Annotated in this window: 8 protein-coding genes; 2 read left to right on the top strand and 6 right to left on the bottom strand. The window is 68.6% G+C overall.

Annotated features, from left to right (window positions below; translation table 11 throughout):
- Nucleotides 1–2: 2 nt before the first annotated feature.
- The 5 genes from AB2M62_RS05120 to AB2M62_RS05100 all read right to left on the bottom strand — a co-directional run bounded on the left by AB2M62_RS05120 (nt 3) and on the right by AB2M62_RS05100 (nt 10,687).
- Nucleotides 3–1,001, bottom strand: coding sequence for a N(4)-(beta-N-acetylglucosaminyl)-L-asparaginase (locus tag AB2M62_RS05120; protein WP_404338290.1), 999 nt, complete (start codon nt 999–1,001; stop codon nt 3–5).
- A 261-nt stretch (nt 1,002–1,262) separates the two neighbouring features.
- Entirely contained in the window at nt 1,263–3,191 is a 1,929-nt protein-coding gene (locus AB2M62_RS05115; protein WP_404338289.1) for an alpha-L-fucosidase, read from the bottom strand.
- Between the two features lie 10 nt (nt 3,192–3,201).
- Entirely contained in the window at nt 3,202–5,523 is a 2,322-nt protein-coding gene (locus tag AB2M62_RS05110; RefSeq protein WP_404338288.1) for a GH92 family glycosyl hydrolase, read from the bottom strand.
- A complete protein-coding gene (locus tag AB2M62_RS05105) occupies nt 5,520–8,078 on the bottom strand; it encodes a glycoside hydrolase family 3 C-terminal domain-containing protein (protein WP_404338287.1) in 2,559 nt (852 codons plus the stop codon). The genes AB2M62_RS05110 and AB2M62_RS05105 overlap by 4 nt, the downstream gene beginning before the upstream one ends.
- Complete coding sequence (locus AB2M62_RS05100; RefSeq protein ID WP_404338286.1) at nt 8,075–10,687, bottom strand: glycosyl hydrolase 2 galactose-binding domain-containing protein; 2,613 nt, start codon at nt 10,685–10,687, stop codon at nt 8,075–8,077. The genes AB2M62_RS05105 and AB2M62_RS05100 overlap by 4 nt, the downstream gene beginning before the upstream one ends.
- Nucleotides 10,688–10,935: 248 nt before the next feature.
- On the opposite strand from AB2M62_RS05100, the gene AB2M62_RS05095 reads away from it, so the two are divergent.
- On the top strand, nt 10,936–11,673 hold the full coding sequence (locus AB2M62_RS05095; RefSeq protein WP_404338285.1) for a GntR family transcriptional regulator: 738 nt from the start codon (nt 10,936–10,938) through the stop codon (nt 11,671–11,673).
- A 23-nt stretch (nt 11,674–11,696) separates the two neighbouring features.
- Nucleotides 11,697–14,597: a beta-galactosidase GalA gene (gene galA / locus AB2M62_RS05090; RefSeq protein WP_404338284.1), complete on the top strand. Its 2,901-nt coding sequence runs from the start codon at nt 11,697–11,699 to the stop codon at nt 14,595–14,597.
- On the opposite strand, the gene AB2M62_RS05085 is transcribed toward galA, so the two are convergent.
- Nucleotides 14,584–15,327 carry a copper homeostasis protein CutC gene (locus AB2M62_RS05085; RefSeq protein WP_404338283.1) on the bottom strand — a complete coding sequence of 248 codons (744 nt, stop codon included), beginning with the start codon at nt 15,325–15,327 and terminating at the stop codon, nt 14,584–14,586. The genes galA and AB2M62_RS05085 overlap by 14 nt on opposite strands.
- Between the last annotated feature and the right edge of the window lie 11 nt (nt 15,328–15,338).

Below are 15,338 nucleotides of genomic sequence, written 5' to 3'. Positions count from 1 at the left end.
GCTCATTTCGTTCGGCGTGGCCCTTTTAGGCTTTCCGCTGCCCGAACTTCCGTACGCCCCTGCAGATCGGTGACTGCAAAGGTGAAACCTGGCTGGAGGGCATAGGCGCCCACTTCGCCGCGCGTGTTGATTGCCAGGAAGCCGACTTGCACATCCTTGATTGCATCGCCGCGCAGGCGCGCGATGTGCAACACGGCTTCGCGGCATGCCGCAAATGGCGTCATTCCGGCACGCATCGACGCGACGACGCGCGCGGTGCCTGCGATCCGGGTGACTTCCTCGCCCACGCCGGTCGCCGTCGCGCCGCCGACGCCCTTTTCGACGAACAGCCCGGAGCCGGCCTGCGGCGAATCGCCGATGCGGCCGCGCAGCTTGAACGCCATCCCCGAGGTCGTGCAGGCGCCCGCGAGCCGGCCATCGGGGCCACAGGCGAGCATGCCGATCGTATCGTGGTCGAGCGCCGATCCGCGCTGGTTCTCGCTATTGGCGATCGGCTGGTATTTCGCGGTCTTGAGCCATTCGCGCCACGCCGCCTCGGCCTCGGGCGTCAGCAGCTTGACCCGCTGGAACCCCTGCGACAGCGCGAACTGGCGTGCGCCCTCGCCCACCAGCAGCGTGTGCGGGGTCTTCTCCATGACGCGCCGCGCCACCGAGATCGGGTGCAGGATGTCTTCGAGCGCGCCGACCGCGCCGACATTGCCGGCATCGTCCATGATGATTGCGTCGAGCGTCACATGGCCGTCGCGGTCCGGATAGCCGCCATAGCCGACCGAATGGTTGGTCGGATCCGATTCGGGGACCTGCGCGCCGACTTCGAGCGCGTCGATCAGCGTGCCGCGCGCCTTCCAGCGGGCATAGGCCGCGTCATTGGCGGCAGCACCAAAATCCCAGGTGGAGACGAACAGCGCCCGCGCCGCCGGCTTGGCGCGCGCCACCGCAGGCGCCGCAACTGCGATCCCGCCCAGGCCCAGCGCCAATGCGCCACGTCGCGAAGTTTCCACCCTGTCATCTCCCCGTTCGACTCCCTTCCGGGGAGCCGTCCGTTCTGGCTGCAGCCGTTTTGCCACATTCCAGCAATAGAATTCTCACAGGTGAAATATCATTTCAATACCAAAAACGAAATTGGTTTTATGAAATCTGCCTGAGACATAGGACCAATCAGGGACCGCAGCGCCCTGTGGGCGTCCCGCCAGCGCAGCGCGAAGCACTCCGCACCGCAAGCTGCAGGTCGCCAGCGTGTTGGAACTGCAGCGCGCGTGCGGCTAGCGCGTGGCGATAAATCCGCCGATGCCGGCGATCGCCAGCCGCGCCGCGGCAACCGCCGTCTCGTCGAAGCGCAGACGCAGATAGCGCGCCTCGCGCGCGTCGGCGAAGGCGATGCGCTGGGTGGAGAGCGCATAGGCGATGTTGCTGAACTCGCCCGCTTCGGCCTGCGTCCAGTGGCTGCCATCGGTGCTGGTCTCGACCGCATAGCCCTTGGGCGGGGCGGCGTTGGACATCACGTGGCGCGAGGGCGTGAGGCTGAAGCCGGCGAGTCGCACCGGCGCGCCGAGGTCGATCGTGACGCTGGCCGGAGCCCCGCGCTTCGGGGCAGGCAGCGCCCATACCGTGCCGGCATCGTTGTCGAGCAGCTTCTCTGCCCCCGGCGCACTCGCGGCGACCACCTTCCACTGGGTGACGTCGAGCACCGAGGGATCGCTCGAGACGATCGCCGCGACCGGCACCGGCGCCACTGCGCGGAACAGGGCGAATTCGCTGATCGCCGGGCACGCCGGCGCCTCGAGGATGCGCAGCCGAACCCGCCGCGGCGCGATCGGCGCCGGCAGGCGGATCACCCGCTGCGCCGAGATGCATGCATGCTCGGCCAGCGTCTGCCAGGCGCCGCCGATCTCGGCATCGACCGCGAAGCGCGTCACGCGCACCCCCAGCGGCAGATATTCGCGCAGGCGGATCACATCGAACCGCGTGCCGGGCTTGAGATCGAGCGTCAGCACCGGCGTGGTCGCCGCATCTGGAGTCGACCAATAGCTTTCGGGATTGCCATCGAGCACGCGCGCAGGCTCGAAACCGGCGCCGCGGCTGGCGCTGGCATGGGCGACTGCGCCCTTGGCGAGATCGCGCGCGAAAGTCGCGCGGATCGCGTCGCCGAACGACTTGAGGATCTTGACGTCCTGATCGGGGATGCGGCCGCGGCGATCGGGCGGCAGATTGAGGTTGAGGTTGGTCCCCCGCCCCACCGACTCGTCATAGAGCCGCACCAGCCGCTCGGGGCTCTTCACCTTCGAATCCTCGTCGGCGTGATAGAACCAGCCCGGCCGGATCGAGACGTCGGTCTCCGCCGGCCACCACAAAGCGCCGCCGCGCACGCCAGAATTGCCTTCGCTCTGGACATAGGGATGATCCGGCATCGTCGGCCAGCACGGATCGCCGGCAACGCCGTCCTCATTGCCCACCCAGCGGATATCGGCGCCCAGCGGATCGAAGGTGCAGGCGTCCGGCTGGAGCTTGTGGACCAGCGCGACGATCGAGGGCCAGTTGTAATAGCGCGGCGCATCGATCTTCCGCGCCTCGCGCGCGCCGCCATAATAGCCGTCGCCGCCATTGGCGCCGTCGAACCACACTTCGAACAGCCGGCCGTAGCGCGTGCACAGTTCGGTCAGCTGCGCACGGTAATAGTCGACATAAGCGGGCCGGCCATAGTCGGCGTGATTGCGGTCCCAGGGCGAGAGATAGAGCCCGAACGGCAGGTTCGCGCGCCGGCACGCCTCGGCCATCTCGTGGACGATATCGCCCTTGCCGTTCTTGTAGGGCGTGTTGCGGATGCAATGTTCGGTCAGCATCGTCGGCCACAGGCAGAAGCCGTCATGATGCTTGGCGGTGAGGATCAGCCCGCGCAGCCCGCCCGCCTTGGCGGCGGAGACGATCTGGTCGGCATCGAAGTCCGACGGATCGAACAGCTTGGGATCCTCGTCGCCATAGCCCCATTCCTTGTCGGTGAAGGTGTTGATCGAGAAATGGACGAAGGCATATTGCTCGCGCGCATGCCAGCGCACCTGGCGCGGGCTGGGCAGCGCGCCGAACGGCTTGGGCGCAGCGGTCCGCGCCGAGGTGCGGGCCAGCGCCGGCGCGGCTGGAAGCGCGCTCGCGGCGAGCCCGGTTGCGATCAGCGTGCGCCGGGAAAGCTCGGTCATTCGATTCCTCTCAACTCGGGGCCCGGCCGAACGACGGCGGCCGATCGGCGGGTGCGCGGCCGAAGCCGCGATGGGGAGTGCGGGACATGGTGAAGCGCAGCGTGCCGCCCTTCACCAGCTCGCTATGCGCGATCCAGCTCTTGGTCCAGGGCCGCCCGTTCCAGGTCACCGCAGCGACATAAGGCGTATCCGGTCCATTACCCGGCGCCTCGATCGCCAGCGTTTTCTCGCCCAGCGCAACCTGGGCACGCGTGAACAGCGGCGATCCGAACACATAGGCCGCCTCGACCGGATCGACCGGATAGAAGCCGAGCGCACTCAGCACGAACCAGGCGCTCATTTGCCCGCAATCATCATTGCCGATGATCCCGTCGGGATCGTTTTTGTACATCTGCGTGCACAGCTGCCGGACCATCGCCTGCGTCTTCCACGGCGCGCCGACATAGGCATAGAGATAGGGCACGTGCTGATCGGGCTCGTTGCCATGCGCATATTGGCCGACCAGCCCGGAAATGTCGGGCGGCGCATTGTCCGGCAGCGTCGAAGGCGCGGTGAACAGCGCGTCGAGCTTCGCCTCAAACTTCGCATCACCGCCGATCTGCGCGATCAGGCCGTAAATGTCGTGCTGGTTGAGGAAGCTCGCCTGCCAGCCATTGGCCTCGGTATAGTCGCGCCAATCGGGCTTGGGCATGTGGCCGAGCTGGATCGGATCATAGGGCGTCCACCAGTTGCCATCGGCGAAGCGCGGCCGGGCAAAGCCGATGCGGCCGTCGATGACATTGCGCCAATTGCCCGAGCGCTTGATCAGCCGCTCGGCATCGGCCCCTGCCCCCGCCACCCGCGCGATCCGGGCCGAGGCCCAGTCGTCATAGGCATATTCCTGGGTGCGGCTGACGCTCTCGTTGATCTTGTCGGCAGGGACATAGCCGAGCCGATCGTAGAGATCGCGGCCCAGGCTGTTGTCCTTGTCGGGCGCGGCGAAATCGAAACTGCGCTTGCGGATCGCCGGCCAGGCCGCGGCATAATCGGCGGGGATGCCCTTGGCCTGCGCCTCGGCGAGCGGGACGACGCCGTGCCAGCCGATCATCGTCCCGGTTTCCTTGCCCTGGAGCGGCCAGACCAAAGGCCCGAAGGGCGATTGTGCGGTCTGGCGGATCAGGTCGTCGATCAGCTGCTTGGTCCGATCGGGCTGGATCAGCGTGAGCAGCGGATGCAGCGCGCGATAGGTGTCCCACAGCGAATAGCTGCTATAGGCCGCGCCATCGGCGGGGGCACGCTGCGCAATGCCGTCGAGCCCGGGATAGCGGCCATCGGCGTCCGAAACCAGCGTCGGCGCCACCTGGGCATGATAGAGCGCCGAGGCCAGGATCGTCCGCTGATCCGCGGTGCCGCCCTCGACTCGTATCGTGTCGAGCGCGCCACGCCAATATTCCGCCGCGACGCTGCGCACGTGATCGAAGTCCCACTGCGACAGCAGGGCGTCGAGATTGCCGCGCGCGCCGGCGGCATCGACCGCCGAGATGCCGCAGCGGATCATCACCGGCGCCGCGCCGGCATCGTCATAGTGCAGCACCGCCTTGAGCCGTTTGCCGGTGACGCTGGTCGATCCGGCGGGCTGCAGGGCGTCGCCATCGCCGACAAAGGTGATACGATCGGGCGCGCGCGAAAATTGCATCGCGAAGAAGATCCGCCGGCCCTTGGCCCAGCGGAACATGCGCCGCGTGCCGGTGAGCGTGCCGTCCGCGTCGAGCGCGAGCAGCGCCTCGTCGATCAGCGGCCGCGCGCCGGGCCGATCGGCGACCAGATGCGAAAGGTCGACCAGCACATGCCCGGCGCCCCTGGGGAAACGATAGCGGTGCCAGCCGGTGCGCTCGGTGACGGTGAGTTCGGCCTGAACGCCGTTTTCCAGCGCGACGCGGTAATAGCCCGGCTCGGCATGCTCGCCCGAGAAGCGCTGGCGATAGCCGGAGTCAGGGTTCTCTATCGTGCCGGGCTGGAGTTGCACCGGCCCGGTGGCGGGCACCACGAGCACATCGAGCATGTCGCCGATGCCGGTGCCCGAGAGATGGGTGTGCGAGAAGCCGAGGATCGACGTGTCGCCGCGATGATAGCCCGAACAGGTCTCCCAGCGCTCGACGCCGGTATCGGGGCTGAGCTGGACCATGCCGAACGGCACGGTCGCGCCCGGATAGGTGTGCCCGGTGCCGCCGGTGCCGATGAACAGGTTGGGCGCCGCCCCGCGCCCTTGCCGCTGCCGCGCGGCCGAGGGCGCCGCGGCGAGCGTCAGCCCGACCGCGCTGGAGGCGAGCAGCGCACGGCGGGAAAGGATCATTTGGGCAGTTCCACCGCGTCGCCGCGCAGGGTGAACTCGGTCCAGGCGCCCGCGCCGTCGCCCGGCTGGCCGCCGCCGAGCCACAGCCGGTAGGTGCCGGGCAGCACGCGCCTGGTGCCGTCACGCGAGACACTGCTGATGCTGCGCGGATCGAGCGTGAACGAGAGTGTCGCCGCCTTGCCGGGCTTGAGCGCCACGCGGCGGAAACCGACGAGTTCGCGCTGGAGCACCGGCGTGGTCCCGCCACCGCCCTTGGCGGCGGGCGGCACCAGATAGGCCTGGACGACTTCGTCGCCCGCGCGTGCGCCGGCATTGCGCACGCGGACGGTGGCAGTCACCGGCGCATCGGTCGCCCCCGCCTTGGCCTGCGCGCCGGCATAGTCGAAGCGGGTATAGCTCAGCCCATGGCCGAAGCCCCAGAGCGGCGTGCCGGTGAAGTAGCGATAGGTGCGCTCCTTCATCCCGTAATCGACAAAGGCGGGCAGGTCCGAGGTCGATTTGTAGAAGGTGACCGGCAGGCGCCCCGAAGGATTGCTGAGCCCGGCCAGCGTCTCGGCGATCGCCGTGCCGCCCGCCTCGCCCGGATACCAGGCGGCGAGGATCGCATCGGCCTGTGCAGGATCGACGGCGACGGCACTGCCGCTGGCGAGCACCAGCACGATCGGCTTGCCGGTCGCGCGCAGGGCGTCGAGCAGGCGCTGCTGGACGAGCGGCAGCGCGATGTCGGTGCGGTCGCCGCCGACAAAGCCGGGCACGCTGACCTGGAGCGCCTCGCCCTCGAGATCGGGCGAGAGGCCGAGCACCGCGACGACCAGATCGGCGTCTTTTGCTGCGGCGACGGCCTGCTGGAGCAGCGGTTCGGCGGGCGGGAGCCAGAGCAGCCGGATGCCTTCGTCCTCGCCGGCATGGTCGAGCTCGAGCCGGAAGGCGTGGGGCCGACCGTCGCTGTCGATCGGGAATTCGACGCGCCCCTTGCCGAGCACGCCGTCGTGGCGCGGCTTGCCGTCGATCCAGAGCCGCACCGAATTGTGCGTGGTGCAGTCCTTCCAGCAGGCCGGGATGTCGATCGCCAGCTTGGTGCGGCCAGGCCCCGGGGGCACCAGCTCGCCGCTCCAGCGCACGGCGAACCCCTTGGGATCGAGCCCCGCAGGCGCCACGCGGGTAAAGTTGAAGTCGATGCGGCGATCCTGGCGGACCAATGCCGGGGTTCCGCCGACGCGCGAGCCGGCGAAATATTCGGCCTTGAGCCCTGGCCTGCCGCCGGCGGTGAGCGCCGTCTCGGGCACCACCACCGCCGCGCCATCGGCGAGCAGCGACCCTTGGGCGTACACCACCTTGTCGGTGCCGAACTGGCGGCGGATGCCGTCGAGCGGCGTCACCGGGTCGATTGCGGTGCCATGATAATTGGCTTCGAGCACGCCGAGATCGTCGGCATTGGCGCCGATCACGGCGATGCGGCTGCCCGGCTTGAGCGGCAGGCGATCGGCGTCGTTCTTGAGCAGCACGATCGCTTTCCGGGCAGCGTCGAGCGCCAGCGCGCGGTGCGCCGGCGTGCCGACTTCGCTGGCCGGAACCGCGCTCCACGGGCTTGTCGCGCCGAAGATCGTGCCCAGCGCCTGGCGGGCGGACAGCGCACGAGTCAGCGCCAGATCGATCTCGGACTCGGTCACCAGGCCGTGCCGATATGCCTGGGGCAGCGCGGCATAGGCCGATCCGCAATTGAGGTCGTTGCCACCCTTGAGCGCCGCCGCCGCTGCCGCCGCGCCGTCGAGCCGATAGTGATGGTACATATGGATGTTGGCGACCGCATCGCAGTCCGACACGGTGAAGCCGGTAAAGCCCCAGTCCTTGCGGAGCCGGTCGTTCATCAGATCGGAGAGCGCGCAGGCCGGGGTGCCGTGGATCGCGTTGTACGCGCACATCAGCGATTGCGCCTTGCCCTCGGTGACCGCCAGGCGGAACGCGGGCAGATAGGTCGCCTCGAGATCCTGCGGGCTGGGATCGACGTCGAATCCGTCGCGCCCGGCCTCCGGGCCGCTATGCACCGCGAAATGCTTGGGCGTCGCGATCACCTTGGGGTGGCGCGGATCGGGGCCCTGCAGCCCGCGGATGAACGCCACGCCGAGATGCCCGGTCAGATACGGGTCCTCGCCATAGGTCTCTTGCCCGCGCCCCCAGCGCGGATCGCGGAAGATGTTGATGTTGGGCGACCAGATCGTCAGCCCCTCATAGATGCGGCGATCCGCGCCGATCGGCTTGGCGTTGAATTTGGCGCGCGCCTCGGTCGCGACGACGTCGCCGACCTTGCCGAGCAGATCGGTGTCCCAGGTCGCGGCGAGCGCGATCGCCTGGGGAAACACCGTCGAATGGCCATTGCGCGCCAGCCCGTGCAGTCCCTCGTTCCACCAGTCATAGGCGGGCAGGCCCGCTTCCTTGTCGGCGGGCGCGGTGCTCTGCAGCTGGGCGGCCTTCTCCTCGATCGTCATCGTCGCGATCGCCTTGGCGACCGCGTCGGGATCGGGATCGCCGGCGAGGAGCAGAAGGAACGGGATCATTGCTGCGGCCCCAGGCTGCGAAGGGTGAGCGCGCGCTTGAGCGTGGCCGCGCTGGCATCCGATTCCACGTCGAGCGTCACGCTTTCGCCCGGCAACAGATCGAAGCCGTCATCGCTCGGCTGCGCGGCGACGGCGCCGAAATCGAGCATCACCGCACGGGCGAGCGCGCTTGCGGTTACGGTGACGCGCTTGCCTTCCCAGCGCGCCGAAAGGCCCGGCGTCGGATAGGCCATGTCCTTGGGGACGCCGCGCTCGACGATCTGGCGCGACACGACGCGTCCGTCGACCACCAGCTCGGCGACGGCATAGCTCGCAGTCGCCGCCGCGCCGGCGAACAGATCGCCATCCGCCAGCGTCGCCACTTCGTGCGCCGACAAAGGATCGAGCGTCACCGCCCCGCCCTTCTGCGCCAGCTTGGCGCCGGCCATGTCGAACGCGGTGATCCGCCATTCCGCCGCGATCGGCGCCGTCGCGTCCGACACCAGCGACACGCGCGTGATGCCGTCGCGATGCTCGGCCACCACCGCCTGCGGCGCGAAGAATTGGCGCGCGGCATAATGGAGCAGCTTCCATTGGCCGTGATAGTCGATGCTCGCCCAGGAGATCGCCGGCCAGGTGTCGTTGATCTGCCAGTAGAGCGATCCCATCGTCACCGGGCGGCAGGCGCGGTGGTGGCGCGCCGCCAGGTCGATCGCCTGCGCCTGGTTGACCTGGGTCAGATAGACCAGATCGGCAAAGTCCTTGGCCGGGCGCAGCCGCTGATCGAGATAGAGCTTGAGCCGGGCATTGCCCTCGCCCGCCAGGAACTTCTGGTGCGCCTTGAGCACCGGGCTGTCGATCGCCAACGGCAAGTTGCCGGCAAAGCCGCGGATCGTCGACAGATCGGGCATCGCCTGGAAGCCGAACTCCGACATGAAGCGCGGGCAGCTGTCGGCATAGCGCTCGATCGGCTTCGATCCGGACCAGACGTCCCAGAAATGGCGGTCGCCGTCCTTGTCGGTGTCGGTGGGCGCTTCATAGTCGGTCGCGGGCGAGTTGTTCCAATAGGGCGTGCCGGGCGAACGGGTGAGCACCGCATCGCGCAGCACGCGATCGAACAGCACCGCCATGCCGACGCCGATCCGCTCCTGCTCGTCGGCACCGACGCGCTTCTTGAATGCCTTGCGATCGGACCAATTCTCCCAGCCCGCCAGGATCTCGTTGCCGCCCGCCCATAGCACCACCGAGGGGTGCGGCTGGATCCGCTCGACCTGCTCCTCGGCCTCGATGCGGACATTCTCGCGGAAGCCGGCATCGGGCGGCGTCACCGATCCGCCGAACATGAAGTCCTGCCAGATCATCAGCCCCAGCCTGTCGGCGAGATCGTAAAAGGCGTCGTCGAGATAATAGCCGCCGCCCCACACGCGCAGCATGTTCATGTTGGCGTCGCGCGCGCCTTGCAGCACGTCGCGCATCTGCGCGGTGCCGACGCGCGTCGGGAAATTATCGAACGGGATCAGGTTCGCGCCCTTGGCGAAGATAGGCACGCCGTTGATCTTGAAGCCGAAACTGCCGTCCTTGCGGAGCAGTTCGACGGTGCGCAGCCCGATCGTCCGGTTGACCCCATCGCTCGCCACGCCGCCCGCGATCAGGCTTCCGGCAACGCCGTAAAGCGGCTGCGCGCCATAGCCCACCGGCCACCAACGCTGCGGCTGTGCCACGGTCATCGGCACGCTGACCTCGTTGGCCCCCGCCGCAACCTGCACCGTCCGCTCGACCGTCTGCGGGCTACCGCCGGGCGCAGTAAGCACGGTGCGCAGCGTCAGCGCCGCATCGCGATCGGCGACGATGCGATAGCGCGCCACCAGTCGCGCCTCGGCGCCGTTCAGCGCCTCCTGCTCGACACGCAGCCCATCGATCCGCGCTTCGTCCCACGCCTCGATCCGCACTGGCCGCCACACGCCGATATTGACCAGCCGCGGACCCCAATCCCAGCTGTAATGGTATTTCGCCTTGCGGATATAGGGCGAGGTCTGCTTGCCCTTGGGCTCGTCGCCGAACGCCGAATCATATTCGCCGGGCAGCGGATTGGGCTGGGCCAGCACCATCGGCTGGAGCGTGCGGATCGGCGACGCGATCGACACCAGCAGCTCGTTGCGCCCGGCCTTGAGCACTGCCTTGGCGTCGATCCGCCAGCGGCGATGCGCATTGTCGGTGGTCAGCAGCGTCTTGCCGTTGAGCGACACGGTGGCAAAGGTATCGAGCCCGTCGAAGACCAATTCGAGATGGTCGCGCGCCAGCATCGCCGGCGTGACGTCGATGACCTTGCGGAACTGCCAGTTGGTCATCCCCGCCCATTGGATCGGCGCTTCGTTGATGCCCTTGAACGGATCGGGGACGCGCTTCGCCGCGATCAGATCCTGCTGGACGCTGCCGGGCACCGTCGCGGCAAACCAGCGCGCCTCGCGCGGATGTGCCTTGGCCGCCGCGCCATCGGCGGGGTCGATGCGCACTTCCCAGGCGCCGTCGAGCGCGATCGACTGTTTCGGCGCGGCCGAAGCAGGCGCGATGGCCGAGGCGAGCAGCATGGCGCTCCACGAAAGCCGGCGACCCAGCGTGACGATGCCCATCTATGCTTCTCCCATCCTTGCCCTGCCGGACGCTTGCCGAGGATGTAACCAATCTAAGTCCATCCGCACAATAGCTGCACCAGTGAAAACTTTTTTATCGTTCGCGATCATGGCGACGCTGCGGCGCACAACAAAAATGCGCGAGGACCAATATAAGACCATTTGCATATCCGTATTGCCTGACACCGCACCTTGCGATAGCCCGTCCTGCTCGGGGCAGACGGCGGGCACGCCGTGCAGGAGGATCGATGGGGTTTTCGGAACAGGTGGGGCGGCTGCGCGAGGACAATGCCTCGCCGCTCTACGTCCAGCTACAGCAGCTTATTCGCGATGCGATCGGCGAGGAAGTGCTGGCGCAGGGGGAGGCGATTCCGCCCGAGCGCGATCTCGCGCTGGAATATGACGTGTCGCGGATCACCGTCCGCAAGGCGATCGGCGGGCTGGTCGAGGAAGGCCTGCTCACCCGCCGCCGCGGCGCCGGCACCTTCGTCGTCGGCCGCGTCGAAAAGAGCTTCTCCAAGCTCTCGTCCTTCACCGAGGATATGGCGGCGCGCGGCCGCATTCCCAGCAGCAGCTGGGTCTCGCGCGCGCCCGGCCAGGTGACGCCCGAGGAAGCGATGGCACTCGGCCTCTCGCCCGGCGCACCGGTGCTGCGCTTCGCCCGCATCCGCTATGCCGACGAAGTCCCGATGGCGTTCGAACTGTCGACGATCGCAGGCTATTGCCTCGCCTCGGTCGATGATGTCGGCGATTCGCTCTACACCGCGCTCGAACGCGCCGGAAATCGTCCGGTCCGCGCGCTCCAGCGGCTGCGCGCCGTGCCGTTCGGCGGCGAGCATGCCCGGATGCTCGGCGTCGATCCCGGTCATGCCGGCTTGCTGATCGAGCGCCGCGCCTTCCTGCGCGACGGCCGCCCGGCGGAATTCACCCGCTCCTATTATCGCGGCGACGCCTATGATTTCGTTGCCGAGTTGAGCGACATCTGAGCCCTTCGATCGGAGCCTTTGCCATGCACCGCCGTGACCTTCTGCTCGCAGGTGCCGGAGTCGGCGCATTGCTGGCAAGCGATCCGCTGCTTGCGCTCGCGCCGCCCGCGGGGCGGCCGAGCCACGGCGACGGCTTTCCGATGCCCGCGCCGGGCCGCACGCTTCCTTCACGGCTGCCTAATCCCGATCCCGGGCGCACTCGGCTCGAGCTCGGCTGGCGCTTCCACGAAGGCGATATCGTCGCGCCCGAGCCCGACGATCACAATTCGACCTATCTCAGCGTCAAGGCGGGCAATGCCCGCGGTGCCGCCGCGCCGCTATATGACGACAGCGACTGGCGCGACGTACGCTTGCCGCATGACTGGGCCGCCGAGCAGCCCTTTCTCGAAACCGCCAATGTCTCGCAAGGCTATCGGCCGCGTGGCGTCGGCTGGTATCGCCGCACGCTGAAGCTCGACCCCGCCGATCGCGGCAAGACGATCGAGCTCCATTTCGATGGCATCGCCACAAATGCGACGATCTGGATCAACGGCAGCACCGTCGCGCATAACTGGTCGGGCTATAACAGCGTCTATGTCGACCTGACGCCGTTCGCGCGCTTCGGCGACGAGACCAATGTGATCGTGGTCCGCGCCGATGCCACGGCGCGTGAGGGCTGGTGGTATGAAGGCGCCGGGCTGTATCGCCATGTCTGGCTGGTGCGGCGCGCAAGCGTTTCGATCGTCGACGACGGCGTCCACTGCGATCCGCGCGGCGATGCCGGTGGCTGGCACGTCCCGGTCACCGCGACGCTCGCCAATATCGAACGCGCGCCCGCCGCGGTGACGGTCGAGGCCACGCTGCTCGATCCCGAAGGCCGTGACGTCGCGACCGGACGGACCGAGGTCGCCGTCCCGGTGCTCGACAAGGTTGACGCCGTGCTGCGGCTCGACGCGCCGAGCCCGCGCCTGTGGTCGGTCGAGACGCCGACGCTCTACACCGTGCGCACCCGCGTGCTGCGCGAGGGCAAGGTGATCGACGAGCGCAGCGTCGCGATCGGCTTCCGCACGATCCGCTTCGATGCCGACAAGGGGCTGTTCGTCAACGATCGACCGGTGAAGCTCAAGGGCGTCTGCCTCCACCAGGATCATGCCGGGGTCGGCGTCGCGGTGCCCGACGCGTTGATCGCCTGGCGGCTCGAGCGCCTGAAGGCGATGGGTTGCAACGCGATCCGCATGTCGCACAACGCGCCCACTGCCGAGCTGCTCGACTGGTGCGATCGGATGGGCTTTCTCGTCATGGACGAGAACCGCATCTTCAATCCCGCGCCCGATTATATGGCGCAGCTCGAATGGCTGGTGCGCCGCGACCGCAACCATCCCAGCGTGATCCTCTGGTCTGTGTTCAACGAAGAGCCGATGCAGGGCACCGAGGCTGGCGTCGAAATGGTCCGGCGGATGTCGGCCGCCGTCGCCCGGCTGGACGGCATCCGCCCGGTCACCGCGGCGATGAATGGCTCGTTCTACGATCCGTCGAACGTCTCGACCGTCGTCGATGTGATGGGCTTCAACTACTATCAGGCCGATTACGACAAGTTCCACCGGCTCAACCCGACCAAGCCGATGACCAGTTCGGAGGATACCAGCGCGTTCGAGACGCGCGGCGCCTTCGCCACCGACAGCGCCGGCCACGTCATCACCTCCTACGATACCGAGGCGGCAAGCTGGGGCGGCACGCACCGCGACACCTGGAAGAGCATCGTCGAGCGGCCTTTCGTCGCGGGCGGGTTCGTGTGGACCGGGTTCGACTATCATGGCGAGCCGACGCCGCATGCCTGGCCGACGATTTCGAGCTTCTTCGGCATCGCCGATCTGTGCGGCTTCCCCAAGACCGCGTTCGACATCCACCGCGCGCACTGGATCGACGATACGGCAGTGGTCGCGATCGCCCCGCACTGGACCTGGCCCGGCCGCGAGCGCGAGCCGATCAAGGTCTTCGTCAGCTGCAATGCCGAAACCGTCGCGCTGCGCCTCAACGACCGCAACCTCGGCGTGCAGAAGGTCGATCGGGTGATGGGCAATGAATGGAGCGTGCCTTACGCCCCCGGCCGGATCGAGGCCGTGGCGATGCGCGGCGGCAAGACCGTCGCCACCGCGGCGCACGAGACTGCGGGCCCGCCCGTGGCGCTGCGCCTCACGCCCGCTCGAACGGTGATGGCGGGCGATGACGAGGATTGCCAGCCGATCACGATCGACGCAGTCGACGCGCAGGGCCGCCACGTCCCCACGGCCAATCTGATGACGCAGTTCACCGTCGACGGCGCGAGCATCATCGGCGTCGGCAATGGCGATCCCAACAGCCACGAGCCCGAACAGGGCAACAGCCGATCGCTGTTCAACGGCCTTGCCCAGATCCTCATCCGCGCCGGCGCCGGCCGCGGCCGCATTGCCCTGCGCGCGACCGCGCCGGGGCTGCGCGCCGCCACGCTGACGATCGCGCGCGCCGATGTCGCGCCGCGCGCGCAGGTCGCAGTGACGCCGCCGGTGATGGCGGTGCGCGACTGGCGGCGCTCGCCGGCGCTGCCCGCGCGTCCCGATCCCGCGCTCGCGCCCGCCGATGGCGACAACAACAGCTGGGCCTTCGTCCGCAGCGGCACGCCGACCCCCGCCGAACCCGCGGCCAACTGGCGCGTCTATCGGAGCCGCGCGACCCCGTGGAAGCGCGTCGCGGCGCAGGGCGGCACGATCGCCTTCGATACGATCGGCGGCCGTGCCGAACTCTGGATCGACGGCGCTCGGATCGCCGAGAAGACCATTGCCGCGCCGGGCCCGCTACGCGGGACGCTGCCCGCGGGTGCCGGCGCCCGCACGATCGTGCTGCTGGTCGAGGCGCCGGCCGCGCAGGCCTCGGGCATCCTCGGCGCGGTCTCGATCACGACGCGCTGAGCAGCCCTTTCAGCCCGGCCACCTTGGCGGGATCGGTGAAGCGGCGCGGCCCGGCCTGGAAGCCGAAGCGCTTTTCCAGCGCGCCGGCCGCGTCCGCGGTGCTGCTGCACGAGGAATGGACTTCGCGCGCGCCGGTGGCGAGGATCGCAGGCAGCGTCGCCGCGTCGACGCCGCTGCCGGGAAGGATGAGGATCCGGTCGCCCGCGCGGCGGACCAGCGCGGTGAGGGTATCGACTGCGTCAATCGCGCGCGGCTGCCCGCCCGAGGTCAGGATGCGCGCGAAGCCGAGCTCGATCGCGGTTTCCAGCGCTTCGAAAGGATCGGGGCACAGGTCGAAGGCACGGTGCAGCGTCAGCGACAGCGGCCTGCCGCGCGCCGCGCCCAGCGCCCGCGCATGCGCCACCCATTGCGCCAGCAGTGCGTGATCGAGCCGATAGTCCGCGGTGCTCGCGCCGATCACGACGCCGGCCAGCCCGGCCTCGGCAGCGGCGGCAATATCCTCGGCGACCAGCGCCGCGTCGGCGGCGTCATAGTGGAAATCGCCCTCGCGCGGCCGGGCGAGCAGATGCGCCGGGATCGGTGCCTGCGCCGCGGCGCGGATCAGCGATCCCGGCGGTGTCAGGCCGCCCAGCGCCAGCGCCGCGCACAGCTCGATCCGATCCCCGCCGCCGATCACCGCCGCGGCAATCCCGCGCACATCGTCGACGCATACTTCCAGCAAATGGCTCATGCCCGGCCCTT

The organism is Sphingomonas sp. MMS12-HWE2-04, from assembly GCF_044881185.1.
GTDB lineage: Bacteria > Pseudomonadota > Alphaproteobacteria > Sphingomonadales > Sphingomonadaceae > Sphingomonas.
This window is presented reverse-complemented; position numbering and strand designations above follow the sequence as displayed.